Annotated in this window: 27 protein-coding genes; 21 read left to right on the top strand and 6 right to left on the bottom strand. The window is 47.5% G+C overall.

Annotated features, from left to right (window positions below; translation table 11 throughout):
- The first annotated feature begins 1 nt into the window (after position 1).
- From G9F48_RS12685 to spo0A, 15 genes are all read left to right on the top strand, one after another.
- Entirely contained in the window at positions 2 to 652 is a 651-nt protein-coding gene (locus G9F48_RS12685) for a SpoIIIAH-like family protein (protein ID WP_003153150.1), read from the top strand.
- Between the two features lie 153 nt (positions 653 to 805).
- Entirely contained in the window at positions 806 to 1,285 is a 480-nt protein-coding gene (gene accB, locus G9F48_RS12690) for an acetyl-CoA carboxylase biotin carboxyl carrier protein (RefSeq protein ID WP_070082099.1), read from the top strand.
- Positions 1,286 to 1,299: 14 nt separating this feature from the next.
- Positions 1,300 to 2,652, top strand: coding sequence for an acetyl-CoA carboxylase biotin carboxylase subunit (gene accC, locus G9F48_RS12695; protein WP_007408348.1), 1,353 nt, complete (start codon positions 1,300 to 1,302; stop codon positions 2,650 to 2,652).
- Between the two features lie 21 nt (positions 2,653 to 2,673).
- Positions 2,674 to 3,081 carry an Asp23/Gls24 family envelope stress response protein gene (locus G9F48_RS12700; protein ID WP_003153156.1) on the top strand — a complete coding sequence of 136 codons (408 nt, stop codon included), beginning with the start codon at positions 2,674 to 2,676 and terminating at the stop codon, positions 3,079 to 3,081.
- A gap of 264 nt (positions 3,082 to 3,345) precedes the next feature.
- Positions 3,346 to 3,738 (top strand): transcription antitermination factor NusB, encoded by a 393-nt coding sequence (gene nusB, locus G9F48_RS12705; protein WP_061890719.1) that lies wholly within the window; start codon positions 3,346 to 3,348, stop codon positions 3,736 to 3,738.
- A gap of 11 nt (positions 3,739 to 3,749) precedes the next feature.
- Positions 3,750 to 4,601 (top strand): bifunctional methylenetetrahydrofolate dehydrogenase/methenyltetrahydrofolate cyclohydrolase FolD, encoded by an 852-nt coding sequence (gene folD / locus G9F48_RS12710; protein WP_007408350.1) that lies wholly within the window; start codon positions 3,750 to 3,752, stop codon positions 4,599 to 4,601.
- Positions 4,602 to 4,724: 123 nt separating this feature from the next.
- Entirely contained in the window at positions 4,725 to 6,071 is a 1,347-nt protein-coding gene (gene xseA, locus G9F48_RS12715) for an exodeoxyribonuclease VII large subunit (RefSeq protein WP_165409570.1), read from the top strand.
- Positions 6,068 to 6,322, top strand: coding sequence for an exodeoxyribonuclease VII small subunit (locus G9F48_RS12720; protein WP_007408352.1), 255 nt, complete (start codon positions 6,068 to 6,070; stop codon positions 6,320 to 6,322). The genes xseA and G9F48_RS12720 overlap by 4 nt, the downstream gene beginning before the upstream one ends.
- Positions 6,312 to 7,202: a polyprenyl synthetase family protein gene (locus G9F48_RS12725; RefSeq protein WP_043867281.1), complete on the top strand. Its 891-nt coding sequence runs from the start codon at positions 6,312 to 6,314 to the stop codon at positions 7,200 to 7,202. The genes G9F48_RS12720 and G9F48_RS12725 overlap by 11 nt, the downstream gene beginning before the upstream one ends.
- A 143-nt stretch (positions 7,203 to 7,345) precedes the next feature.
- Positions 7,346 to 9,247 carry a 1-deoxy-D-xylulose-5-phosphate synthase gene (gene dxs, locus G9F48_RS12730; protein WP_044053456.1) on the top strand — a complete coding sequence of 634 codons (1,902 nt, stop codon included), beginning with the start codon at positions 7,346 to 7,348 and terminating at the stop codon, positions 9,245 to 9,247.
- Positions 9,244 to 10,089, top strand: coding sequence for a TlyA family RNA methyltransferase (locus G9F48_RS12735; protein WP_003153172.1), 846 nt, complete (start codon positions 9,244 to 9,246; stop codon positions 10,087 to 10,089). Before dxs ends, G9F48_RS12735 begins: the two co-directional genes overlap by 4 nt.
- Before the next feature lie 96 nt (positions 10,090 to 10,185).
- Positions 10,186 to 10,635, top strand: a complete 450-nt coding sequence (gene ahrC, locus G9F48_RS12740) for a transcriptional regulator AhrC/ArgR (protein ID WP_003153173.1) — start codon at positions 10,186 to 10,188, stop codon at positions 10,633 to 10,635.
- 31 nt (positions 10,636 to 10,666) lie between these two features.
- Positions 10,667 to 12,397, top strand: coding sequence for a DNA repair protein RecN (recN, locus tag G9F48_RS12745; protein WP_077722583.1), 1,731 nt, complete (start codon positions 10,667 to 10,669; stop codon positions 12,395 to 12,397).
- A 163-nt stretch (positions 12,398 to 12,560) separates the two neighbouring features.
- Positions 12,561 to 13,841 carry a SpoIVB peptidase gene (gene spoIVB, locus G9F48_RS12750; RefSeq protein ID WP_007408360.1) on the top strand — a complete coding sequence of 427 codons (1,281 nt, stop codon included), beginning with the start codon at positions 12,561 to 12,563 and terminating at the stop codon, positions 13,839 to 13,841.
- Positions 13,842 to 14,121: 280 nt separating this feature from the next.
- Positions 14,122 to 14,922, top strand: coding sequence for a sporulation transcription factor Spo0A (spo0A, locus tag G9F48_RS12755; protein ID WP_003153177.1), 801 nt, complete (start codon positions 14,122 to 14,124; stop codon positions 14,920 to 14,922).
- 147 nt (positions 14,923 to 15,069) lie between these two features.
- On the opposite strand, the gene alr is transcribed toward spo0A, so the two are convergent.
- The 6 genes from alr to G9F48_RS12785 form a co-directional block, all read right to left on the bottom strand.
- Positions 15,070 to 16,251 (bottom strand): alanine racemase, encoded by a 1,182-nt coding sequence (gene alr / locus G9F48_RS12760; RefSeq protein WP_165409571.1) that lies wholly within the window; start codon positions 16,249 to 16,251, stop codon positions 15,070 to 15,072.
- A gap of 175 nt (positions 16,252 to 16,426) precedes the next feature.
- Entirely contained in the window at positions 16,427 to 16,639 is a 213-nt protein-coding gene (locus G9F48_RS12765) for a spore germination protein (protein ID WP_014305392.1), read from the bottom strand.
- Positions 16,640 to 16,765: 126 nt separating this feature from the next.
- Positions 16,766 to 16,978, bottom strand: coding sequence for a spore germination protein (locus G9F48_RS12770; protein ID WP_003153183.1), 213 nt, complete (start codon positions 16,976 to 16,978; stop codon positions 16,766 to 16,768).
- A 126-nt stretch (positions 16,979 to 17,104) separates the two neighbouring features.
- A complete protein-coding gene (locus G9F48_RS12775; RefSeq protein WP_165409594.1) occupies positions 17,105 to 18,223 on the bottom strand; it encodes an NADH-dependent flavin oxidoreductase in 1,119 nt (372 codons plus the stop codon).
- Positions 18,224 to 18,316: 93 nt separating this feature from the next.
- A complete protein-coding gene (locus G9F48_RS12780) occupies positions 18,317 to 18,454 on the bottom strand; it encodes a hypothetical protein (protein ID WP_014470646.1) in 138 nt (45 codons plus the stop codon).
- Positions 18,455 to 18,744: 290 nt separating this feature from the next.
- Positions 18,745 to 19,377, bottom strand: coding sequence for a helix-turn-helix domain-containing protein (locus tag G9F48_RS12785; RefSeq protein WP_014418348.1), 633 nt, complete (start codon positions 19,375 to 19,377; stop codon positions 18,745 to 18,747).
- Positions 19,378 to 19,524: 147 nt separating this feature from the next.
- On the opposite strand from G9F48_RS12785, the gene ytaF reads away from it, so the two are divergent.
- The 6 genes from ytaF (at position 19,525) to G9F48_RS12815 (ending at position 24,438) form a co-directional block, all read left to right on the top strand.
- The gene (gene ytaF, locus G9F48_RS12790) at positions 19,525 to 20,148 is read left to right on the top strand and encodes a sporulation membrane protein YtaF (protein ID WP_165409572.1); all 624 of its coding nucleotides are present in this window, start codon (positions 19,525 to 19,527) and stop codon (positions 20,146 to 20,148) included.
- A 309-nt stretch (positions 20,149 to 20,457) separates the two neighbouring features.
- Positions 20,458 to 20,775: a hypothetical protein gene (locus G9F48_RS12795; protein WP_165409573.1), complete on the top strand. Its 318-nt coding sequence runs from the start codon at positions 20,458 to 20,460 to the stop codon at positions 20,773 to 20,775.
- A 19-nt stretch (positions 20,776 to 20,794) separates the two neighbouring features.
- Positions 20,795 to 21,421 carry an N-acetylmuramoyl-L-alanine amidase family protein gene (locus G9F48_RS12800; protein WP_165409574.1) on the top strand — a complete coding sequence of 209 codons (627 nt, stop codon included), beginning with the start codon at positions 20,795 to 20,797 and terminating at the stop codon, positions 21,419 to 21,421.
- 87 nt (positions 21,422 to 21,508) lie between these two features.
- The gene (locus G9F48_RS12805) at positions 21,509 to 22,246 is read left to right on the top strand and encodes a glycerophosphodiester phosphodiesterase (protein ID WP_070082093.1); all 738 of its coding nucleotides are present in this window, start codon (positions 21,509 to 21,511) and stop codon (positions 22,244 to 22,246) included.
- Positions 22,247 to 22,385: 139 nt separating this feature from the next.
- On the top strand, positions 22,386 to 23,567 hold the full coding sequence (locus G9F48_RS12810; RefSeq protein WP_165409575.1) for an acetyl-CoA C-acetyltransferase: 1,182 nt from the start codon (positions 22,386 to 22,388) through the stop codon (positions 23,565 to 23,567).
- A gap of 19 nt (positions 23,568 to 23,586) precedes the next feature.
- Positions 23,587 to 24,438 carry a 3-hydroxybutyryl-CoA dehydrogenase gene (locus tag G9F48_RS12815; protein WP_165409576.1) on the top strand — a complete coding sequence of 284 codons (852 nt, stop codon included), beginning with the start codon at positions 23,587 to 23,589 and terminating at the stop codon, positions 24,436 to 24,438.
- The last annotated feature ends 9 nt before the right edge of the window (positions 24,439 to 24,447 follow it).

Below are 24,447 nucleotides of genomic sequence, written 5' to 3' on the forward strand. Positions count from 1 at the left end.
CATGCTGAAAAAACAAACGGTTTGGCTTTTAACAATGCTCAGTCTCGTCGTGGTATTAAGTGTTTATTATATTATGTCGCCGGAAAGCAAAAATGCCGTGCAGATGAAAAGCGAAAAAAGCAGCGGAGAAGTGGCAACTGAAAAAACGCCGGCTCCTGAAACGAAAGATAAGAACGGAAGCGGCACGGATAAAGAAGACGGAACAAAAGGAACGAAAGATTCTAAAGGCACAAAAGAGGATAAAGAAACATCAGCCGAAGCATCGGACAAAGACGGATCGGTCGCTACAGAAACAGCTGATGAAAACTTATTTACCGCATACCGCATGGAACTTGAAGACGCAAGAAGCAAAGAAAGGGAACAGTTAAACAGCATTGTTTCAAGCGATGATGCGACCGCAAAGGAAAAAAGCGAAGCCTACGATAAAATGACGGCGCTGAGCAATGCTGAAGGGACGGAAAAACAGCTGGAAACGCTGATTAAAACACAAGGCTACAAAGATGCGCTCGTGGATGCTGAAGGAGACAAAATCAACATTACGGTCATGTCTGACAAACATTCAAACGCAAAAGCTTCCGCTATCATTGACCTGGTGGAAAAAGAAATCAAGACGATGAAAGACGTCGCCGTCACGTTTGAACCGACAAAATAAGAGATCTCCACCGCCCGCACCTGCTGCGGGCTTTTCTGATGTCATTTTAGATCAGTGTTGAATTTACACAAGCGCTCCTGTAAGATAAACATAGTATGTACTTTTAGTAGCAACCCATAAATTTCTATTTTTTATACATAGGAGTGGAAACTGATGTTAAAAATCAACGAAATTCATGAACTGATAAAAAGAATCGATGAATCTTCCATCGACGAATTCGTTTACGAAATCGAAGGCGTAAGCCTCAAACTGAAAAAAAATGAAGCGCCGGCAGTGAATGTAACGGGACAAGCCCAAGCCGTTCCCGCCGCTTACGCACCTGCTCCGCAGGCTGCAAAACCTGAAGCGCGTGAAGCCGCTCCTGTTCAGGAAGCGCCGAAACAAGACGAAAACCTGCACAAAATTACGTCTCCGATGGTCGGAACGTTTTATGCTTCTTCATCGCCGGAAGCCGGCCCTTACGTAAACCAAGGTTCAAAAGTGAGCGAAAATACAGTTGTTTGTATCGTAGAAGCAATGAAACTCTTTAACGAGATTGAAGCCGAAGTAAAAGGAGAAATCGTTGAAGTGTTAGTTGAAAACGGCCAGCTGGTCGAATACGGACAACCTCTATTTCTTGTAAAAGCTGAGTAAGGAGACCTGCTATTATGATTAAAAAGCTATTGATCGCCAACCGAGGAGAAATCGCCGTCAGAATCATCCGGGCCTGCAAAGAGCTGGGCATTGAAACTGTAGCCGTTTATTCTGAGGCAGATAAAGACGCCCTGCATGTCCAAATGGCCGATGAGGCTTTTTGTATCGGGCCGAAAACATCAAAAGAAAGCTATTTAAATGTAACGAACATCGTCAGCGTCGCAAAGCTGACCGGCACGGATGCGATTCATCCGGGATACGGGTTTTTAGCTGAAAACGCCGACTTTGCCGAGCTGTGCGAGGAATTGAACGTAACGTTTGTCGGCCCTACGGCTGACGCCATTTCAAAAATGGGAACAAAAGATATCGCGCGCGACACGATGCAGCTGGCGGGCGTGCCGATTGTGCCCGGTTCAAAAGGAATCATAAAAAATACGGAAGAAGCGGTTTCGCTTGCAGGTGAAATTGGGTATCCTGTCATTATAAAAGCCACTGCGGGCGGAGGCGGAAAAGGCATCCGGGTCGCACGCACAGAAGAAGAACTGATCAAAGGCATTGAGATTACCCAGCAGGAAGCCGCTACGGCATTCGGAAATCCGGGTGTGTACATCGAGAAGTACATAGAAGATTTCCGCCATGTTGAAATTCAGGTGCTTGCGGATAATTACGGAAACACGATCCATCTCGGAGAGCGTGACTGTTCTATCCAAAGACGTCTGCAAAAACTTCTTGAAGAGTCACCGTCACCTGCGCTTGATTCTGAAATCAGGGAGCAGATGGGCGAAGCTGCGGTAAAAGCAGCGAAGGCCGTCGGTTACACGGGAGCCGGCACAGTAGAATTCATTTATGACTACAGAGAACAGCGCTACTACTTCATGGAAATGAACACGCGTATTCAAGTAGAGCACCCTGTCACAGAAATGGTGACGGGAACGGATCTGATCAAAGAACAGATCAAAGTGGCATCCGGACAGGAGCTTTCGCTCAGACAGGAAGACGTTGAATTTAACGGCTGGGCGATTGAATGCCGCATCAATGCTGAAAATCCTGCGAAAAACTTCATGCCTTCACCCGGTAAAATTAACATGTACCTGCCGCCGGGCGGACTCGGCGTACGCGTGGATTCAGCCGCATATCCCGGCTATTCGATCCCGCCGTACTATGACAGTATGATTGCTAAAGTCATCACATACGGAACAACGCGTGATGAGGCAGTCGCACGGATGAAACGCGCGCTGAGCGAATTCGTGATTGAAGGTATTGAAACGACGATTCCGTTCCATCTGAAACTGCTTGAACACGAAACATTTGTCAGCGGAGAGTTTAATACAAAGTTTTTAGAAACATATGATGTAATGGGCTCATAATTTTTGCGGGAGGTGAATTGAATGGAAGACAACAGTGTGCTTAAAATGGATCATGACGAGGCTCATTTAGGCAAGGTTGAAATTGCTCCTGAGGTCATTGAAGTCATTGCCGGCATCGCCGCTTCCGAAGTTGAAGGAGTTGCTGAAATGCGCGGCAATTTCGCCACCGGCGTCGTAGAGCGCTTCGGCAAAATCAATCACGGTAAAGGCGTAAAGGTCGATTTAGCCGATGACGGCATTACCATCGACGTCTATTGCGTCGTTCAATTCGGGATCTCGATCCCGAAAGTGGCGGCAAGCGTTCAGGAGAATATCCGCCAAACCTTATTAAACATGACGTCTCTGACCATTAATGAAATCAATATTCATATCGTCGGCATTCAATTTGACACGAAAGCCCAAGAAGTCGAAATCGACGAAGAAATGTAATGAGCGTATAAAAACCAAGGGGATGGGCAGCCCTTTGGTTTTTTATACGTTTCCCGTCATTTCAGGCATGAAGAAAGCCGGCTTACAAACGGCAGCCGAGTTTCTTCATGCTGTGAAATCCGAATGAAATTAATACGGTTTGTGAAAATATTCGGCATTAGGGTGAAAAAACCTAAATTTCGACATGCGATTGAGAAAAAAATATGTTATGATCTCTTTAAGCTTAACGACAAGCGGATAAAGCGGATCTGAAGGAGAAAGAAAATGAAAAGAAGAACAGCTAGAGAAAAAGCTTTGCAGGCACTTTTTCAGATTGATGTCAGCGATATTGCACCGAACGATGCCATTGAGCACGCGCTTGATGGTGAAAAAACAGATGCCTTCTTTGAACAGCTGGTGTACGGAGTGATCGAACATCAGGTTCAGCTTGATGAAATGATTTCCGGCCATCTCGTCAATTGGAAGCTTGACCGGATTGCAAACGTAGACCGCGCGATCCTGCGTCTGGCGGTGTATGAAATGGTTTATACTGACGACATTCCTGCTAACGTGTCATTAAACGAAGCAATCGAGCTGGCAAAACGGTTCGGCGACGATAAAGCTGCAAAATTCGTAAACGGGGTTCTTTCTAACATTAAAACTGATATCGAATCATAGGAGGAAAGAAAATGACTGCAACAATCATCGACGGAAAAGAAACGGCTAAAGAAAAACGCGAACAATTGGCAAAAGAAGTAGAAGAGCTGAAAGCACAAGGCGTAGTGCCTGGTTTGGCGGTCATTTTAATCGGAGACGATCCCGCTTCTGTTTCATATGTGACAGGCAAGAAAAAAGCCGCTGAAACAATGGGAATGAAATTTAAGCTTGACCGCTTTGACTCAAGCTTAACCGAGGCGGAGCTTTTAACAGTGATTGATCAGTATAATCAAAATCCGGAATTCCACGGCATTCTCGTCCAGCTGCCGCTTCCGGATCATATTTCTGAAAAAGCCGTAATCGAGCGGATCTCTCCCGATAAGGATGTTGACGGTTTCCACCCTCTCAACGTCGGGAAAATGCTGCTTGGCGAAGATACATTTCTTCCATGCACGCCGCACGGAATTGTCGAGTTATTGAAAAAGACGAACGTAGATCTTTCCGGCAAAGAAGTTGTTGTAGTCGGACGAAGCAATATTGTCGGTAAACCGGTCGGCCAGCTGCTGCTGAACGAAAACGCGACCGTCACATATTGCCATTCCCGCACGAAAAATATGTCTGAGCATACGAAAAAAGCAGATATTCTTGTGGTAGCGGTCGGTAAAGCGAATTTCATCAAAGCCGATCAAATCAAAGAGGGCGCCATTGTCATTGATGTCGGCGTCAACCGTCTCGAAAGCGGAAAACTCTGCGGAGACGTTCAGTTTGATGAAGCGAAAGAAAAAGCATCTTTCATTACACCGGTGCCGGGCGGAGTAGGTCCGATGACCATCACGATGCTTGCGCATAATACTGTTAAATCTGCCAGACGTACGTTATCATAGATAACCGGAGACAGTCACAAAAAGTGTGACAATGAGCACGATACCCGCTTCTTAAGGCTCCTTTCAGCCAGAGCGGGTTTTCTTAGTTTAGGGCAAAAAGCCTTTATGAAAGGAGTGCAGGATGTGAGTGAAGCGGCATATGTCACGGTTTCCGCGCTGACCAAATACATTAAACGAAAATTCGATGTGGACCCTCATCTTGAAGACATTTGGATTAAGGGTGAGCTCTCCAATGTTAAAATTCATACGAGAGGCCACATCTATTTTACATTAAAAGATGAGCATGCCCGCATGCAGGCTGTCATGTTTCAAAGACAAAGTTCGAGGCTTGCGTTTAAGCCCGAGGACGGAATGAAGGTCATCGTAAGAGGCGGGATCTCCGTCTATGAACCGAGCGGAAGCTATCAGCTGTACGCGAAAGAAATGCAGCCGGACGGTGTGGGGGCGCTCTACTTAGCATATGAAGAATTAAAGAAAAAACTTGCCGGCGAAGGGTTGTTTGATGACCGGTATAAGCAGGCCATCCCCGCTTTTCCGGCTACGATCGGGGTCGTCACGTCACCGACGGGAGCAGCCGTCAGAGACGTCATTACCACACTCAAAAGAAGATACCCCCTTGTGAAAGTCATTGTGCTTCCCGCGCTCGTTCAAGGTGAAAATGCCAGCAGATCGATTGTGAAGCGCATTGAAGAAGCCAATGCACAAAAAATGTGTGACGTCCTGATCGTCGGAAGGGGAGGGGGCTCGATCGAAGAATTGTGGGCATTTAACGAAGAAATCGTGGCCCGGGCGATTTTTGCTTCCGCCATTCCGATTATATCAGCCGTCGGACATGAAACAGATTTTACAATCAGCGATTTCGTCGCGGATATCCGGGCGGCAACGCCGACAGGAGCGGCAGAAATTGCCGTCCCCCATACGACGGACTTAATGGAACGGACAAAAACGGCGGAAGTCCGTCTGACAAGAGCGATGCAGCAGCATATCAGCAAGAAAAAAGAACGGGTTCAATCGCTCCAGTCGTCCTACGCGTTCCGTTTTCCGAAACGATTGTATACCCAAAAAGAACAGCAGTTTGATCTTTTGTATCAGCAGTTCCAATCACAGCTCACAGGGCTTACGGACAGGAAACAAAGGCAGCTGGAGCGGAATACGTACAGATTAACGGCGCTCCACCCTGAAACCCAGCTGAAACAGGCGAAAAAACGGTACGAGGAGCGCTCAAATCAGCTCGCCCGAAGCATGAATGTCCAGCTGAAGCAGCTTCATTCGCAGTTTCAGACGGTTCTTGGTAAACTGAATGCATTAAGTCCCCTTCAGGTGATGGAGAGAGGATACAGTCTGGCCTATAAAGACAAAGAGCTGATCAAAAGCGTTGATCAAGTCGAACAAAATGATACGCTTGAAGTAAAGATGACAGACGGCGTTCTGACGTGTGAAGTATTGCAAAAGAGAGGCGAACGAAAATGACAGAAACCAAAAAAAGTGAAGAGCTGACATTTGAAGAGGCGATGAAAGGCCTTGAAGGTATTGTGGCAAAGCTTGAAGAAGGAGACGTGCCGCTTGAGCAGGCGATTAATTATTTTCAGGAAGGGATGGCCCTTTCAAAAATGTGCCATGAAAAGCTTCAGCATGTCGAAAAGCAAATGGACTTTATTTTAAAAGATAACGGCGAACTTGCACCTTTCAGCGTTCAGGAGGAAGACGAAGGTGACAAATAAACTGGACGCATTTTTAGCATCGCGCAAACAACTGATTGAACAGCAGCTTTCTTTGTATACGGAACGGCTTGCGATGCCTGAAATCCTCAAAAAATCTATGCTGTATTCTTTGGAAGCGGGCGGAAAGAGGCTGCGTCCCCTCGTCGTCTTAGCCGTTCTGAATGCTTACGGAAAAGATGAAAAAGACGGGATTCCGGTCGGATGCGCTGTCGAAATGATTCATACGTATTCCTTAATCCATGATGATCTTCCTTGCATGGACGATGATGATCTGCGCCGGGGAAAGCCCACAAACCATAAAGTCTTCGGAGAAGCGGCAGCCGTATTGGCCGGAGACGGGCTTCTGACAGAAAGCTTTAAATTGATCACATCTCACGTGTCTGAGGCGGTTTCAGCAGAAAAACGGCTCCGTCTCGTCGATGAGCTGATCAGCGCGGCAGGAACGGAAGGAATGGTCGGCGGGCAGGCTGCCGACATGGAAGCGGAACAAAAGCGGATAACGCTTGAGGAACTGGAATCCATCCACGAGCGGAAAACGGCCAAGCTCCTCGGTTTTTCCGTGACGGCGGGCGCCATTTTGGCAGATGCGCCGGAGGATGAAGTCGAAAAGCTGCGTCTGTTCAGCAGCCATATCGGCATCGGATTTCAAATCAGAGATGACATCCTTGATATTGAAGGGCATGAGGAGAAGATCGGCAAACCGGTCGGCTCAGACACGTCGAATGAAAAGTCAACGTATCCGTCGCTTTTAACGCTAGAAGGCGCGAAAGAGAAGCTGGCGTATCATATCAGCGAGGCGAAACGGATCATCAGCGGCCTTTCTCTTCAGAAAGAACTGCTGCATGACCTCTGTGATTTAATCGCGGCGAGAGATCATTAAAAACGGTCCTGATTTGAAGGGGCTGCCGCTCCTATGGTAAAATGTAAGCAGTTTCGATGAAAATACAAAGGGAGTCTTTTTCTTTTTTCAAAAAGACACTGTTTAATTTGCAGAAATTCATGCTGAAAGTGAGTTGATCCGCTTTGGATCTTTTATCAATACAGGACCCGTCATTTCTTAAAAAGATGTCAATTGAACAGCTGGAAGAGCTGAGTGAGGAGATCCGCAATTTCCTCATCACATCGCTGTCTGCCTCTGGCGGCCATATCGGGCCGAACCTCGGGGTTGTCGAGCTGACAATTGCGCTTCACAAAGAATTTGACAGTCCGAAAGATAAATTTTTATGGGATGTCGGACATCAGTCCTATGTTCATAAACTGTTAACCGGGCGCGGCAAGGAGTTTGAAACCTTGCGCCAATATAAAGGGCTTTGCGGTTTCCCGAAACGCAGCGAAAGCGAACATGACGTATGGGAAACAGGCCACAGCTCAACATCGCTCTCAGGCGCGATGGGAATGGCTGCCGCCCGTGATATTAAAGGATCGAAAGAATATATCATCCCGATTATCGGAGACGGCGCTTTAACCGGAGGAATGGCGCTTGAAGCGCTGAACCATATCGGTGATGAGAAAAAAGATATGATCGTCATTCTGAATGATAATGAGATGAGCATTGCGCCGAATGTCGGGGCGATTCATTCTATGCTGGGACGGCTTCGAACGGCCGGCAAATATCAATGGGTAAAAGACGAGCTTGAATATTTATTTAAGCGCATCCCGGCCGTCGGCGGAAAATTGGCCGCCACAGCGGAACGGATAAAAGACAGCTTAAAATATATGCTTGTGTCAGGTATGTTTTTTGAAGAGCTGGGCTTTACGTATTTAGGCCCGGTTGACGGTCATTCCTACCACGAACTGTTTGAAAACCTGCAATACGCCAAAAAAACGAAAGGTCCTGTCCTTTTACATGTCATTACGAAAAAGGGCAAAGGCTATAAACCGGCTGAGACCGACACAATCGGCACATGGCACGGAACGGGTCCTTATAAAATCAATACGGGTGATTTTGTCAAGCCGAAAGCCGCGGCGCCTTCATGGAGCGGACTTGTCAGCGGCACCGTGCAGGAGCTTGCGCGCGAGGATGACAGAATTGTCGCGATTACACCGGCCATGCCGGTCGGCTCTAAGCTTGAAGGATTTGCGAAAGAATTTCCTGAGCGCATGTTTGACGTCGGAATCGCAGAACAGCATGCGGCGACAATGGCCGCGGGAATGGCGCTTCAGGGGATGAAGCCGTTTCTTGCGATCTATTCGACCTTTTTGCAGCGGGCGTACGATCAGGTCGTCCATGACATCTGCCGTCAAAACGCGAATGTATTTATCGGCATTGACCGCGCCGGTTTGGTCGGCGCTGACGGGGAGACGCATCAAGGCGTCTTTGACATCGCCTTTTTGCGGCATATACCGAACCTCGTTTTAATGATGCCGAAGGATGAAAATGAAGGCCGCCATATGGTCAATACAGCCCTTAATTATGAGGACGGTCCGATTGCGATGCGCTTCCCGCGCGGAAACGGGCTCGGCGTAAAGATGGATAAAGAGCTGAAAACCATTCCGATCGGAACATGGGAAGTGCTCCGTCCCGGAAAAGACGCGGTCATTTTAACATTCGGTACGACCATTGAAATGGCGCTGGAAGCGGCTGAAGAACTGCAAAAAGAAGGCCTGTCCGTGCGTGTCGTGAATGCGAGGTTCATAAAGCCGATTGATAAACAGATGATGAAGGCCATTCTTAATGAAGGTCTGCCGATTTTAACGATAGAAGAAGCCGTGCTTGAAGGCGGATTCGGCAGCACGATTCTTGAATACGCTCATGACCTCGGCATGTATCATACACCGATTGACAGAATGGGCATCCCAGACCGGTTTATTGAACACGGCAGCGTAACCGCCCTGCTTGAAGAAATCGGTCTCACGAAGGCTGAGGTTATGAACCGGATAAAACTGCTGATGCCGCCGAAGACACATAAAGGAATTGGATCATGACAGCAAAAAAAGAACGATTAGATGTACTTCTTGTAGAAAAAGGCCTTGCGGAAACGCGGGAAAAAGCGAAACGCGCCATTATGGCGGGCATCGTATACTCAAATGAAAACCGATTGGACAAACCGGGTGAAAAAATCGCCCGGGATCTTCCGTTAACGGTAAAAGGAAACCCTCTTAAATACGTCAGCAGAGGCGGATTAAAACTTGAAAAAGCCTTGGAAGTGTTTCCTGTCTCGGTAAAAGGCAAAACGATGATTGACATCGGCTCGTCTACAGGAGGATTCACGGATTGCGCCCTCCAAAACGGAGCTGAGCGGTCCTACGCAGTGGATGTCGGCTATAATCAGCTTGCTTGGAAGCTCAGACAGGACGAGAGGGTCGTCGTCATGGAACGGACGAATTTTCGCTATTCCGAGCCTTCCGATTTCACAGAGGGATTGCCGGAATTTGCGACAATCGATGTTTCTTTCATCTCACTCCGCCTCATTCTGCCGGTTTTAAAAACGCTGCTTGTACCGGGGAGCGATTGTATCGCACTGGTGAAGCCGCAATTTGAAGCCGGACGGGAATCCGTCGGAAAAAAAGGCATTGTCAGAGATCCCGGCGTTCATGCTGACGTTCTCCGCCGCATGAATCAATTTGCCGCTTCTGAAGGATATACAGTGAAAGGACTGTCCTTCTCACCGATTACGGGGGGAGACGGCAATATTGAGTTTCTGCTTCATTTGGAATGGGGCGGAGAAGACGGAAACGGCGCTGAACTGCCGGAAGAAGACATTCTCCGTACCGTCCGCGAAGCACATGAGACATTAAAAGCCAAAAAGACAGATGTACCGGAATAATAGGGGGCTATTATTCCTTTTTTCTGCCATCATGTACTTTTTATCAAGAAGCGGTTAACATAATGACAAGAACAGCTTGAAAACAGAGGTGCTTACATGACAAAAGGCCAAAGGCATATAAAAATCAGAGAGCTTATTACAAGCCATGAGATTGAAACGCAGGATGACTTAGTTGACATGCTGAGAGAAGAGGGATATAAGGTAACCCAGGCGACTGTCTCCAGAGACATTAAAGAGCTGCATCTCGTAAAGGTGCCGACGAACAACGGCTCCTACAAATACAGCCTGCCGGCGGATCAGCGGTTCAATCCGCTGTCAAAACTGAAGCGTTCATTAATGGATGCGTTCGTAAAAATTGACTCAGCAAGCCATATGATCGTATTAAAAACGATGCCGGGGAATGCTCAGGCAATCGGCGCTCTGATGGATAATCTCGAATGGGAAGAAATCATGGGCACGATCTGCGGAGATGACACGATCTTAATCATCTGCAGGACGCCTGAAGATACGGAAGGCGTACAAAGCCGTCTTTTGGAGCTGCTGTAGCGTAATTATCAGATAAAAGGTGGAATGCTGTTTGTTAGCTGAACTATCAATAAAAAACTTTGCCATTATAGAGGAACTGACGATTTCGTTTGAACGGGGGCTCACCGTCCTGACGGGAGAAACAGGGGCCGGCAAGTCAATTATTATAGACGCCGTTTCCCTATTAGTCGGCGGACGCGGCTCGTCCGAATTTGTCCGTTACGGTGAAACAAAGGCCGAGCTTGAAGGACTGTTTCTATTGGACAGCGGTCATCCCGTTTTTGAAGTATGCCGTGAGCAGGGAATAGACGCATCTGACGACATGATTGTCATGAGAAGGGACATCAATGCCGGAGGAAAAAGCGTCTGCCGTGTCAACGGAAAATTAGTGACGATTGCGGCTTTAAGGGAAATCGGCAGACTTTTATTAGATATTCACGGACAGCATGATAACCAGCTGTTAATGGAGGACGACAAACACTTGGAGCTTTTGGATAAATTTGCGGGCGCTGAGGCCGAATCCGCGCTTCAGGCTTACCATGAAGGCTATGAGCGTTATATGAAGCTGCTCAAAAAAGTGAAGAAGCTGTCAGAAAGCGAGCAGGAAATGGCGCATCGGTTAGACCTGATTCAATTTCAGCTTGAAGAAATCGAGTCGGCGAAGCTTGAATTGAATGAAGACGAACTTCTTCAGGAGGAGCGGAAGCAGATATCCAACTTTGAAAAAATTTATGAATCATTGCAAAACGCCTATAATGCGCTCCGCAGCGAGCAGGGGGGGCTTGACTGGGTCGGAATGGCCTCTGCCCAGCTTGAAGATATTTCGGATATCAATGAACCGCTGCAAAAGCTGTCTGAAAGTGTGTCAAGTTCCTATTATCTGCTGGAGGATGCAACCTTTCAGATGCGCAATCTGTTAGATGATCTGGAATATGACCCGGAACGGCTGAATTTTATTGAAACCCGTTTAAATGAGATCAAACAGCTGAAGCGCAAATACGGAGCGACGGTAGAAGACATTTTGGAATACGGCTCTAAAATAGAAGAGGAAATCGATCAAATCGAGAACCGCGACAGCCACCTTGAAGCGCTGAAGAAGGAATTGGAGTCGGTCGGCAAAGATGTAGCCGTAGAAGCCGCCAATTTATCAAAAATCAGAAAAGCATGGGCCAAGAAACTGGCGGAAGCGATTCATCAGGAATTACAAAGTCTGTATATGGGCAAATCAACGTTTGATACGGAATTTCTCGTGAAAACCGATCCGTCTGCCAGTGAAGCTCCGGTTGTTAACGGGCAGCCCGTGCAGCTTACCCAAAAGGGGATTGACCTTGTGAGGTTTTTAATTTCAACAAACACCGGTGAGCCTTTAAAACCGCTGTCAAAGGTCGCTTCCGGAGGCGAGCTTTCAAGGGTGATGCTGGCGATGAAGAGTATTTTTTCTTCCCAGCAGGATGTCACCTCCATCATCTTTGACGAAGTGGACACCGGTGTAAGCGGGCGGGTTGCCCAAGCCATCGCGGAAAAAATCCATAAAGTATCGACCGGTTCACAGGTGCTCTGCATTACACACCTGCCGCAGGTTGCCGCCATGGCGGATACGCACCTTCTGATCGCAAAAGAATTCAAAGACGGCCGGACGACAACGCATGTCACGCCGCTTTCCAAGCAGGATAAGGTAGCGGAAATCGGCCGTATGATTGCGGGTGTTGAAGTGACCGATCTGACAAAACGGCATGCACAAGAGCTTTTAAAACAGGCCGGACAGGTAAAAACGACAGGATAAGCTGCTGATACAGGCAGCTTATTTTTTTGTTCCATTTCTCTAACAGTGTATCCAATGTTTTTCTTCGTATGCCGGTTATAAATCAAGCGCAGGAAGGCAAAAGTATAGATGTAGCAGAAAAAGAAAGTGGTGTGGGATAGGAGCGAGGAGAGTGAAGGAATGAATGCACGATAACATGAGGAAAGCAATAGGTGTAATTCTCCTTGTTTCTTTACTAAGTGTAGGCTTTTTTAAGCCGTTTAAAGAATATTTACTGATACCGTCAGAAATGAGCGTCTTTGAAAACCAGACTCAGGCCGTTCCGGTCAATGCATCAATAAGCGCTGAAAAGGGCGAATTATCAGAAGCCTTTACGCTGAAAGAAGAGCACGGTCATGCAAACATAACAGGGCAAACACAAGGCCGGTCAGAAGTAGTATATGATCTTGCCGGGTTTCCCATTAAAAAAACGAAAGTGCGTGTCCTTCCAGAATTGAAGGTCATTCCGGGCGGACAGTCCATCGGTGTAAAACTGCATTCAGTCGGTGTTTTGGTCGTCGGTTTTCACCAGGTGATGACAAAGGATGGGAAAAAGTCTCCGGGAGAACAAGCGGGTATTGAATCTGGCGACATCATTATTAAAATGAACGGACATAAAATTGAAAAAATGAGCGACATCGCCCCGTTTATTCAAAAAGCGGGCAAAACCGGTGAATCTTTGGATTTATTGGTGAAACGCGATAAGCAAAAAATCAAAACAAAGCTGATTCCGACAAAGGACGAAGCCGAGGGGAAATATCGAATCGGCCTTTATATCCGCGATTCGGCAGCCGGCATCGGCACCATGACATTTTTTGAACCGAAAACAAAAAAATACGGCGCATTGGGCCACGTCATCTCTGATATGGATACAAAAAAACCGATTGTTGTAGAAGACGGAGAAATCGTCCGTTCTACTGTAACATCGATTGAAAAAGGAAAAGGCGGCAATCCCGGCGAAAAACTGGCAAGGTTTTCGTCAGAACGGAAAACGATCGGCGATATTAACCGCAACAGCCCGTTCGGCATTTTTGGGACACTGCATCAGCCGATTAAAAACAACATTTCCGACAAAGCGCTTCCGATTGCTTTGTCAAATGAAGTAAAAAAAGGACCTGCGCAAATGCTGACGGTTATCGAAAACGATAAAGTAGAGAAATTTGATATTGAAATCGTCAGCACCACGCCGCAAAAATTCCCGGCGACAAAGGGAATGGTGTTGAAAGTGACAGATCCGAAACTGCTGAAAAGAACCGGCGGAATCGTTCAGGGGATGAGCGGAAGCCCGATCATCCAGAACGGAAAGGTCGTCGGAGCCGTAACCCACGTATTTGTCAATGATCCGACAAGCGGCTACGGCGTTCATATCGAATGGATGCTGTCTGAAGCGGGTGTTGATGTTTACGGGAAAGACAAAGCAAGCTGACTGCCGGATGATCCGGCAGTTTTTTTATGTGATGCGTTCTTCACTTCTTTCCTGGATTCATGTAAAATAAGACATGAAGATTTTTCGACAAATTCACGTTTCCTGATTTGTCAAACTTAATTTTTAGTCGAAAAACCTAGAAAATGCTAGAAAAACAAAGATATACCACTATTATTGGTAAATATGGATTTTTTAAAAGGGGAAGTAGTGGTTTTGTCGAATGTAACATATAGCAGTCAAATGGGTTGCGTCCTGTTAATACATTGGGGGAGGAAGAAACGTGGAGAAAATTAAAGTTTGTGTTGCTGATGATAATCGAGAGCTTGTAAGCCTGTTGAGTGAATATATAGAGGGACAGGATGATATGGAAGTGATCGGCGTTGCTTATAACGGACAGGAATGTCTTTCTTTGTTTAAAGATAAGAATCCCGATGTGCTCGTGTTAGACATTATCATGCCGCATCTGGACGGACTTGCGGTTTTGGAGCGTCTGCGGGAATCAGAGCTCGAGAAGCAGCCGAACGTCATCATGCTGACGGCATTCGGTCAGGAAGACGTTACGAAAAAAGCCGTCGATTTAGGCGCATCCTATTTCATCCTGAAGCCGTTTGATATGGAAAACCTTGTCGGCCATATCCGCCAGGTAAGCGGAAATGTCAGCAGTGTCACACACCGTGCGCCGTCCGCGCAAAGCAGCATTATCCGCAGCCAGCCGGAGCCGAAGCGGAAAAATCTCGATGCCAGCATTACAAGCATTATCCATGAGATCGGTGTGCCTGCCCATATCAAAGGCTATCTTTATTTGCGTGAAGCCATTTCCATGGTGTATAACGATATTGAACTCCTCGGCAGCATCACAAAAGTCCTTTATCCCGACATCGCCAAAAAATTCAACACGACCGCAAGCCGTGTAGAACGGGCCATCCGCCACGCCATTGAAGTCGCATGGAGCAGGGGAAATATTGATTCCATTTCTTCACTGTTCGGATATACGGTAAGCATGACAAAAGCAAAACCAACCAACTCGGAGTTCATCGCGATGGTTGCTGACAAGCTGAGATTGGAGCATAAAGCTTCGTAACGCAAGCCTTTGGCTAAATGTCTTTTTGCGCCTTCTATTCCGTGCATGAACGCGGAAGAGAAGGCGTTTTGAGATTTTGCTGACGAAAACAATGGGAATCACTCACGCTGGTACTTGTTCTATACATAAATACGGGAACTATGCCGTCTATACGTATAATACCGGAGCTGATATTTTAATGATTTTGCCTTCTCTGAAATAAAAGCGGGGGATGCGGCGGCTTAACACAGACAGGACTTCGTAGCTGATCGTACCGAGCATTTCGGCAATTTCATCAACGGAAATCTCGGCTTCTTTTTGTTTGCCGTAGATGACGACTTCTTCTCCTTGTTTGCCCTCATTCTCACCTAAACTGACCATTATCATATCCATTGTCACTCTCCCCGCCACCGGCACCCGTCTGCCGCGGTGCAGAATAAACCCGCGGTTGGACAGGGCGCGGGAGTAACCGTCAGCATAGCCGATCGGAATCGTCGCGATGATTTCACCCGGTTCGGCGATATATGTGGCACCATAACTGACGGTCCGGGGATCTGTCACCATGGCTTTCACATAAGCGATACGCGCCTTTAAACTTAGTGCGGGCGTGAGATCCACGAGGTTCAGTTCCTTTATCGAGGCGGACGGATATAAACCATATAACCCAATGCCTAAACGGATCATGTCGGCGCTGAATTCCGGGAATGCGATAGCAGCGGCTGTATTGCACATATGCACGGTAGGCAGCGTAATGTCTTGATTTTTTAAAAAGCGGAGGAAGCTGATAAACTTTTCGTGCTGCAGCATCGTCAGCTCAGTGTCCGGTTCATCCGCTGTTGAAAAATGTGTAAAGATGCCATCCCATGACAGGTATGTACTCGACTTGAGCGCTTTCACCACTGCTAAAAGATCTTCTTCTGTGCGCACACCCAGCCGGCCCATTCCGGTATCCACATTGATATGAATGGACAGCCGTTTCGACTCTGCTTCTTTTTCCAATATCCGATTCGCTTTTTTGATCCAGCTGACCTGAAACGCTGATAATGTGATGTTCCAAACGGCAGATTTTTTCACACAGCTGAGAGCTGTGAAGCCGAGCACAAGAATAGGCGCCTTAATTCCCGCTCTCCGTAACACAATTCCCTCTTCGACGCTTGCGACAGCAAGCTCGCTCGCCCCGCTTTCCAGTGCCTGCCGCGCTACTTCCACAGACCCGTGGCCATAAGCGTTCGCTTTTACGACGGCCATAATTTTAGACGTATTCGGAATATGGCGGCGGATCGCCCGTACATTCTTTTTTATCGCATCAAGGTCAACTTCAATCCAAACTTCCCGGCAAAGTTTTTTCATCACGATTCCTTCTTTCCTTAATGAGATTCAGTACTCATGCTTTCAATCTGCATTCTATTCATCTTTAACTGAAATCATTCAAAACATGGAAAGGTGATCGCTGATGTTTAAAATCAAGTTTTCGGGAAATCAGTGTGCCTGCTTTATTTATGCAGTAAGGGCAGCATGGCGGCCCTTACAATGACTTCACAATATTCTGATCTGAAAATTGATGTTCAAACATTTTGGACTGGCTTACAGCATTGTTTTGAATGACAATGCCGATATTTCCCCCTCCGGCACCGAAAACGGTTTTTGATGCAGTCAGCGGACTGATGGATATGGCGCCGCCAACATTGACAACTCCGTTTCCTGATACGTTGTTTATCGTAATCGGGCAACCGCTCATTCTATTTTTTCTCCTTTCTCTCTCAGTCTACTAACTATATGTACGCTGTGATATTTGAATAAGATTAAACAAAACGGCAAAAAGAATCCGGCTGCTGCCAGCCGGAAAGGGAGGGAAATACGGATGTCATAATGTTTTCGTTACATTTTGATCAGAGTATTGAGAGTTTGAAGATTGAGATGTGCTGGATTGATTCATTTGCAGGACCATACCTGTATTTCCCCCTCCTGAGCCGTAGACGGTTTTTGATACGGTTAAAGGACTTATCGAAAACGCACCGCCGACATTGACAACCCCGTTTCCGGAAAGACTGTTAATCGTAATAGGGAAACCAGCCATCATATACGGTCTCCTTTCTATTAATCTATTTACTATATGTACGCTGTGTGTTGGAAATAGGAGTAAACAAAGCGGTAAAAACTTGTGAATCAAAAAAACTGCCGGACATCCGGCAGTTTTTTTAGTCTACTTTTCAAACGGCACCCAGCCGCCTGTATTCTGAATCATTTCCCATAACGGTTCAGGAAGTCGGTATTTCTCAATTTCAGATGCTTGAATGGCTTTTTCGATTTCCTGTTCGCGGCCTTCTTTGACCAGCACCGCCCATTCGGGGTTAATCAAAATGACACGTCCCAGAGCCACCAGCGGAATTCCGCTTTCTAATACGGCAAGCGCTTCGTCCGCGGTATAGATGGAACCGACGGCCATCAGCGGCACTTTATGGCCGACGCGTTCGTTTAATAGATCCATCCGGGTCCGTGAAGTATCCGCGCCGCGGCGGGCTTTGGAATTGACATCCATCAGTGAAATATGCAGATAATCCAAGTTCTCTTCCGCAAGCGCGTCGGCGAGCATGAATGTTTCTTTCATTGTAAGCCCCGGTGTTTCCGGCTCTTCCGGTGACAGGCGGTAGCCGAGAACGAATGGATTTTCAGCGTGTGTATCAATTGCCTGTTTGACAGCGTCAACGACTGCAAGCGGGAACGCAAGGCGCTTTTTATCGCTTCCGCCCCAGCGGTCTGTGCGCCGGTTTGTTTTCGGTGAATAAAATTGGTGAATCAGGTACCCGTTTGCCCCGTGAATTTCAACACCGTCAAAGCCGGCTTCAATCGCTCTGCGTGTCGCTTCGCCGAATGCTTTCACGATGTGCTCAATTTCTTGTTCGGTGAGGGCCCGGGACGTTTGTCTGCCGTCTTCTTCTGAGCCGCTCGGACTGACGACGTCGTTGTTTGGCACGAGTTCAGGAGGGCATTCCAATCCTCCGTGGTGAATCTGCACAACGGCTTTCGCTCCTTGAGACTGGATCGCCTGAGCGAGTTTTTTCAAGCCGGGAATGTGAGAATCATCATAGATGCCGGGCTGGCCTGGAAACGCTTTGCCGTCCGGCGTTACGTTTGCACATGCCGTAATGACCATGCCCATTTCTTTTGAACGGGGAGTAATGTAGCTTAATTCACGGTCGGAAATCGTTCCGTCATCATTTGATGAATAGTGTGTCATCGGTGCGACTGAAATACGGTTTGGTATGGTGACGCCGCTTTCGAACGCAAAAGGTTCAAACAGCGGTTGATAAGTTTGCTTCATCATTTCGCCTTCTTCCTTAGGAGTTTAACTCGTCCGTATTCTAGCTTATGTTTTCATTGTGTGCAATTATTTTGCTTGTTCATCTTCCGGAGGTTATGACCGGCTGAACCATTTAAACGAATGAAACGGTTTTCTCCGTTCCTTTTCAGGATCTTTATATCCTCCTGAAATTTGATGGCCGATCGAGCTGAATATGACAGCGGCGGCGAAGAGGAGAATGATTTTTTTCATATGCATATCTTCTTTCTTATCTTTTACAAGGTTATTTATAAGCATACGCTTGTGCGAAAAAACCGTCAATTTGTTTATTCTTTTTTCCACTTTCCTGCGGCGAATATCGTTCCGATCTGAATCACAACACTTAACAGAGCGCACACTGCCACAACTGTGTTGCTGTCCATAGAAGACACCCTCCTTTTTGTTAGGTTGATGTATCATATGACAGCTGTCTCTGTTTTGACAAAACCGTAATGCGGTGTTTCATATTTTTCAACACAAAAAGGGCGCTTTTTTAAGCGCCTTTACTTTTTTTTCAGCCGGTTCAAAGCGATTTGAACGGCGATGGCGTCATCCAGGTAGCCGATCGGAAACATGTAATCCGGAATGACGTCGGTCGCTAAAATATAATACAGCAGCGCGCTCCCGAGAATCGCGCGGTCTTCAGCCGGTGTTGATTCATCCATATACTGATGATGCATGTTTTTCAAATGATCAATAAAAGGGCCGACGCTTTCTTCATTGTCCATTTTCTTTTGAAACTCATCGCAAATCAGGCGATGGCCCTGCTGGGTTTTGGCGTATTGTTCATATCTGGTCAGTTCGCGCTCAATTTGCTCCCGGGAAAAAGGCTGATCAAACATCTCGGCCATATTCAGCATATCCTGAATCGCGTGCATCGGGTCTTGCGGCGCAGCTTCTTTTTCATGACCGATGTCTATGCCTGACGCCTCAAGCAATTCCTCCAGCGGGGTGCGGAGGTGTTTTGAAAATTCCTGAAGATGCTTTAAATTGGCCTTCTGTTTGCCGTTGATAATCCGGGAGATGGTGGCCGTATCAATGTTTGTTAAGGCGCCGAGCTTTCTCATGGAGAGCGAGTGCTTATCAAGCAGTGATTTTAAAAGGGGTCCCAGTGTCTTATTTTTATTTTCTGTCAAGGGTGTCACCTCGTTTCCGCCGGAATGATGATCGTCAATCAATAATTTTTGCAGAAAAGGTACCTTTTCTGTGCTGATGAATAGGATAGTGTAGATTGGAACAGCACAACATGTTGAAAAGACATCAAAGAATGGGGAGAACATAACATGGCTTGGTTATTGATTTTAGGTTTGGCAGTGTCCTCGAGCATTGATAATTTAGGAGTGGGGATGTCATACGGCATCAGGAAGATCAAAATATCGCACGCGTCAAATATGATGATCGCTTTAATCTGTTTTTTATTCAGTTATATCGGAATTTATTTCGGCAAATGGATTTCAGCCGTTTTACCGGGCTTTCTTCCTGTATTGCTGGCGGCGTTTATTTTATCTGTCATCGGTATCCGCATCATTCTGCTGGCTGTGCCGAGAAAAACAACGCGTGTTGGCGCGTCAGGAAAAAAACGCCGTTTCGCCGGTCTGCTGCAAAATCCGGAGACAGCGGATGCTGACGGTTCGGGAGAAATCGGTATATTGGAATCCATGGTTCTCGGGGTGGCCGTATCCGCAAATGCGCTGACCAACGGATTAAGCGCGGGGTTGATCGGGCTTTCTCCTGCTGCCATTTCCATCACTGCGGCGATCGGAAGCTTTCTGACCATATGGATCGGCTGCTCGCTTGGAAAAAAAGCCGCGTCATTGCGCATCGGTTCTTTTCACGTCGGACAGTTCAGCACGGTGCTGAGCGGAGTGATTATTCTCATCATTGCCGCCAATACGCTGCTCTTTTAAGTTGTCCCGTTCATTTTATGAAAAGCTCAAAATAAATATGTATGTTTCTGTTCGGGAGAGTGCATGACGCGGCTCTCTTTTTTTTGCCGATCTGATATTTTTTCAAAATGAACAGAAAGTCGTCCGTTTCCGTTAAATTCTGCATATTCGGCCTTCAGACAGAACCTTTTTCATAGACTGATCAGCTTGTTTTCTTTCTAAGTTCAGGTAAACAGCAGGTCAGATAGCCTTCATTCCAAATATGGAAAAGCGCTGGAGGAATGGAGGCTCCCTTTACAAATCGGCCAATCTGTTCAAAGATAAAGCCGAATGAGAAAACGTGAGGTGATCTGTGTGAAGTCTGCCATACTTCTGATCTTCACCGCATGGCTGTTATCAGGCTGCGAGTATACCGCGGAGGCTGATGCGGCGCCGTCATTTACACAGGAAGGAACATTTATAAAAGCGGCCGGAAACGATATGATCGCGGTCGAAATTGACGGAGAAAGGCAAGAGGTGAAGGTGCCTTTCGCTAAGCGGTTTGAATGTCAGTCGCTGCCTGAACATACGGCAGTGCAAATCACCTATAAAAAAGAGAGCAACGGACAATTACGGCTTGAGAAACTGAAAAAAGAAACAGATATGTGAAAACGGGGAGGAAAAAAACGTGGGTTTACTGACAAAAAGCGCTGCTGCCTTCGGTGCCGCTCTGCTTCTGCTTGCGCCGTCCGCTTATGCAGCCGAACCTTTGCAAGGGAAAACCATTTATATCGATGCCGGACATGGCGGAGAAGACAGCGGGGCCGGCGGAAATGGACTGCTTGAGAAAAACATCAATTTAGCGGTGTCAAACAAGGTGATCGCCAAATTGGAGACAGAAGGCGCAAAACCTGTAGCTTCAAGGACTGACGATACTTTTTTACGTTTGGACGAGCGGGTGGCGAAAGCGAGCGCCAGCCAATCCGATTTATTCGTCAGCCTCCATACGAATTCAGCCGTCTCAACGGCATCGGGCACGGAAACGTATTTTAATTCGACATATGAAGGCGCAGACAGCGAAAGGCTTGCTTCCGACATTCAGCAGCAGCTTGTCACGTCTTTAGGGATGAGGGACAGAGGCGTAAAAGAAGCTCCTTTTTATGTTATTACATATTCAAAGATGCCGAGTGTGCTGGCTGAATTAGGTTTTATCACAAATCCTCAAGATGCGGAAAAGCTGAAAAGCGATAACGGACAAGAGCACGCCGCGGACGCCGTTGTAAACGGAATCGAAACCTATTACAGCGGACGGTAATGATAAAATATGTGTAAATAGCGCCCTCCTGATGTGCATAACGATTATAATAGAGAAAACCGATGACAAACATCTGAGGTGACACATATGACGAATATTTTTGCCCACCGGGGGGCGTCGGGCGACTGCCCTGAAAATACGATGCCCGCATTCAAAAAAGCGATTGAGGACGGGGCTGACGGAATCGAACTTGATGTACAGATGACAAAAGACGGCCGGATCGTGGTCATTCACGATGAAACCCTCGACCGCACCACGTCTTTGAAAGGATTTGTGAAAGATACGGCGTATGACAAAATCAGAACCGCCGATGCCGCCGGAAAATGGAAAGATTCTTTTAAAGGTGTCAGAATTCCGCTTTTGTCAGATGTGCTGCGTTTTGCGGAACGTGCTGATTTTCTGATAAACATTGAGCTGAAAAACAGTGTATTCCGTTACGAAGGAATGGAAGAAGAAGTGATCAAAAAAGTCAGATATTACGGACTGGAAAAGCGCGTTATTTTTTCTTCATTTAATCATGAGAGTCTCGCGGTTTGCCACGCCCTTGCGCCTGAAATTGAACGGGCGGTGCTGACAATGGATGTGCTGTACCGGCCTGAACGGTATCTTGCCGCCATTCCCGCTTCGGGTTATCATCCGAAGCTCGGTACGCCTGCGGTCAGCGCTGAAGTGATCAAACATCTTGCAAAACACCAAGCGGCGCTCCGTCCGTTCACCGTCAATCGTCCTGAGGATATGAAGCAGATGATGAAAGCGGGGATAGACGCAATTTTTACCGATTATCCAAAGCTGGCTGTTTCTATAAAAGAAGAATGCCGCAGCTGAGAAGACTGTTCAGACAGTCTTCTTTTTTATGGGCGGGAAAAAGGCGGTGCACTCATAACTCGGTCAGCCGGTTCATATATTGTAACAGGGCGTTTTCTGTAAGCGTTATCTTTTATCTTATTGAAAGTGAGGCAAAATTGTGGGAAAAACGGTTATCGTCAGTGCGGCAAGAACGCCGTTCGGAAAATTCGGCGGCGCATTAAAAGAGGTAAAGGCAGCCGAGCTTGGCGGCATTGCCATAAAAGAAGCAATGAAGCGCGCCGCTATCAGTGAAAGCGAAGCGGAAGGAGCGGTGATGGGGATGGTCGTCCAGGCGGGTGCCGGGCAGATTCCGGCACGGCAGGCTGCAAGATATGCCGGGCTTCCATGGTCCGTTCCGGCTGAAACCATTAATAAGGTCTGTGCATCAGGGCTTAGGGCCGTTACCATCTGTGATCAAATGATCCGGGCGAAAGATGCGGACGTGCTGATTGCAGGCGGAATGGAAAGCATGAGCAACATTCCGTACGCCATTCCGGCCGGCCGCTGGGGTGTGAGGATGGGGGACGGGGTTTTTCAGGATTTAATGGTTCATGACGGGCTCACCTGTGCGTTCGACCAGGTGCATATGGCTGTCCACGGAAGCACTGCGGCCAAAAAGTACGGCATTTCCCGGGATGAACAGGATCATTACGCTCTTTTGAGCCAGAAACGCGCGGCTGAGGCGGCTGAGGCGGGCAAATTGCGTGAAGAAATTGTCCCCGTCACCTGGACCGGAAAAAAGGGCAAACAGCATATCGTTGAAGCGGATGAGGGGCTGCGTCCTGATACAAGCCTTGAGCAGCTCGCAGCGCTCAAGCCGATTTTTACAGCCGACGGAACGGTTACAGCCGGAAACGCTCCCGGTGTAAATGACGGGGCCGGAGCATTTGTGCTGATGTCAGAGGAAAAAGCGGCAAAGCAGCATGTCAGGCCGCTCGCAGCGATACTTGGCTTTGCGTCAGTCGGACTGGAAGCGTCCGAGCTGGCAAGCGCGCCGGGAGAGGCCATCAGACGGCTCTTGAAAAAAACCGGACTGTCCGTTGCCGATATTGATTTGTTTGAAGTAAATGAAGCATTTGCGTCCGTCGTGCTCGTGAGTGAAAAAATAGCCGGGTTCAGCCGGGAGAAAGTGAATGTAAACGGAGGGGCAATCGCGTTCGGCCACCCGATCGGCGCAAGCGGAGCGAGAATCATCATGAGTTTAATATACGAATTAAAGCGTCGCGGAGGAGGTTTAGGCATAGCGGCTATATGCAGCGGAGCGGCTCAAGGAGATGCCCTCCTGCTGGAGGTGTACTGATCAAAGGAGGGAGCGCCGGATGAAGATGAAAACAATCATGGTCGCAGGTGCCGGTCAGATGGGGGCGGGCATCGCTCAGACGGCTGCAGAAGCCGGGTTTGCCGTCAAGTTATACGATTGGGAGCCGGAAACGGTAACAAAAGGTCTTCACCGCATAAAGACAAACCTGGAGAAAGAGCAGGCAAAAGGACGGAAGTCACAGAAGGAGACAGATGCCGTATTCAGCCGTATTTCCCCGGCGGAGCTCACAGAAGCGGGAGATGCTGATTTTATCATTGAAGCCATTGCCGAAAACAAAAAAGCAAAAGCGGAATTGTTTGACACACTTGATAAAATCTGTCCCCCTCATGCCGTATTGGCAAGCAATACGTCTTCTCTTCCCATTACGGAGCTTGCCGCGGCCACAAAAAGGCCTGAAAAAGTAATCGGCATGCATTTTATGAATCCGGTTCCTGTCATGGAGCTTGTCGAAGTCATCAGAGGACTCGCCACATCGGAAGAAACGGCGGAAACAGTAAAGAAGCTTGCCGTCCGGATGAATAAAACCCCTGTCGAAGTCAATGACTTCCCGGGCTTTATATCTAATCGCATATTAATGCCGATGATTAACGAAGCCGTTTATTGCCTTTACGAAGGAGCAGCTTCAAAGGAAGCGATTGATGAGGTGATGAAGCTCGGCATGCGTCATCCGATGGGCCCTTTAACGTTAGCTGATTTCATCGGGCTGGATACGTGCCTTTCCATTATGGAGGTTCTCTACGCGGGGCTCGGAGATCCGAAATACCGCCCATGCCCTCTGCTCAGAAAATATGTCAGCGCCGGCTGGCTCGGCAAAAAAAGCGGGCGCGGTTTTTATGAGTACGGCAGATGATGTAAAGAT

It is taken from the genome of Bacillus sp. EKM420B (assembly GCF_011065565.1).
Taxonomy (GTDB): Bacteria; Bacillota; Bacilli; order Bacillales; family Bacillaceae; genus Bacillus; species Bacillus velezensis.

Bases quoted from the DNA above. Each gene is read 5' to 3' on its own strand.
- folD (WP_007408350.1), top strand. From the start codon at position 3,750: ATGACTGCAACAATCATCGACGGAAAAGAAACGGCTAAAGAAAAACGC.
- nusB (WP_061890719.1), top strand. From the start codon at position 3,346: ATGAAAAGAAGAACAGCTAGAGAAAAAGCTTTGCAGGCACTTTTTCAG.
- G9F48_RS12795 (WP_165409573.1), top strand. From the start codon at position 20,458: ATGAGAAAACGTGAGGTGATCTGTGTGAAGTCTGCCATACTTCTGATC.
- G9F48_RS12775 (WP_165409594.1), bottom strand. From the start codon at position 18,223: ATGAAGCAAACTTATCAACCGCTGTTTGAACCTTTTGCGTTCGAAAGC.
- spoIVB (WP_007408360.1), top strand. From the start codon at position 12,561: ATGCACGATAACATGAGGAAAGCAATAGGTGTAATTCTCCTTGTTTCT.
- G9F48_RS12780 (WP_014470646.1), bottom strand. From the start codon at position 18,454: ATGAAAAAAATCATTCTCCTCTTCGCCGCCGCTGTCATATTCAGCTCG.
- ytaF (WP_165409572.1), top strand. From the start codon at position 19,525: ATGGCTTGGTTATTGATTTTAGGTTTGGCAGTGTCCTCGAGCATTGAT.
- G9F48_RS12720 (WP_007408352.1), top strand. From the start codon at position 6,068: ATGACAGAAACCAAAAAAAGTGAAGAGCTGACATTTGAAGAGGCGATG.
- G9F48_RS12765 (WP_014305392.1), bottom strand. From the start codon at position 16,639: ATGAGCGGTTGCCCGATTACGATAAACAACGTATCAGGAAACGGAGTT.
- G9F48_RS12770 (WP_003153183.1), bottom strand. From the start codon at position 16,978: ATGGCTGGTTTCCCTATTACGATTAACAGTCTTTCCGGAAACGGGGTT.
- G9F48_RS12685 (WP_003153150.1), top strand. From the start codon at position 2: ATGCTGAAAAAACAAACGGTTTGGCTTTTAACAATGCTCAGTCTCGTC.
- alr (WP_165409571.1), bottom strand. From the start codon at position 16,251: ATGAAAAAACTTTGCCGGGAAGTTTGGATTGAAGTTGACCTTGATGCG.
- G9F48_RS12735 (WP_003153172.1), top strand. From the start codon at position 9,244: ATGACAGCAAAAAAAGAACGATTAGATGTACTTCTTGTAGAAAAAGGC.
- G9F48_RS12700 (WP_003153156.1), top strand. From the start codon at position 2,674: ATGGAAGACAACAGTGTGCTTAAAATGGATCATGACGAGGCTCATTTA.
- accB (WP_070082099.1), top strand. From the start codon at position 806: ATGTTAAAAATCAACGAAATTCATGAACTGATAAAAAGAATCGATGAA.
- G9F48_RS12805 (WP_070082093.1), top strand. From the start codon at position 21,509: ATGACGAATATTTTTGCCCACCGGGGGGCGTCGGGCGACTGCCCTGAA.
- ahrC (WP_003153173.1), top strand. From the start codon at position 10,186: ATGACAAAAGGCCAAAGGCATATAAAAATCAGAGAGCTTATTACAAGC.
- accC (WP_007408348.1), top strand. From the start codon at position 1,300: ATGATTAAAAAGCTATTGATCGCCAACCGAGGAGAAATCGCCGTCAGA.
- G9F48_RS12815 (WP_165409576.1), top strand. From the start codon at position 23,587: ATGAAGATGAAAACAATCATGGTCGCAGGTGCCGGTCAGATGGGGGCG.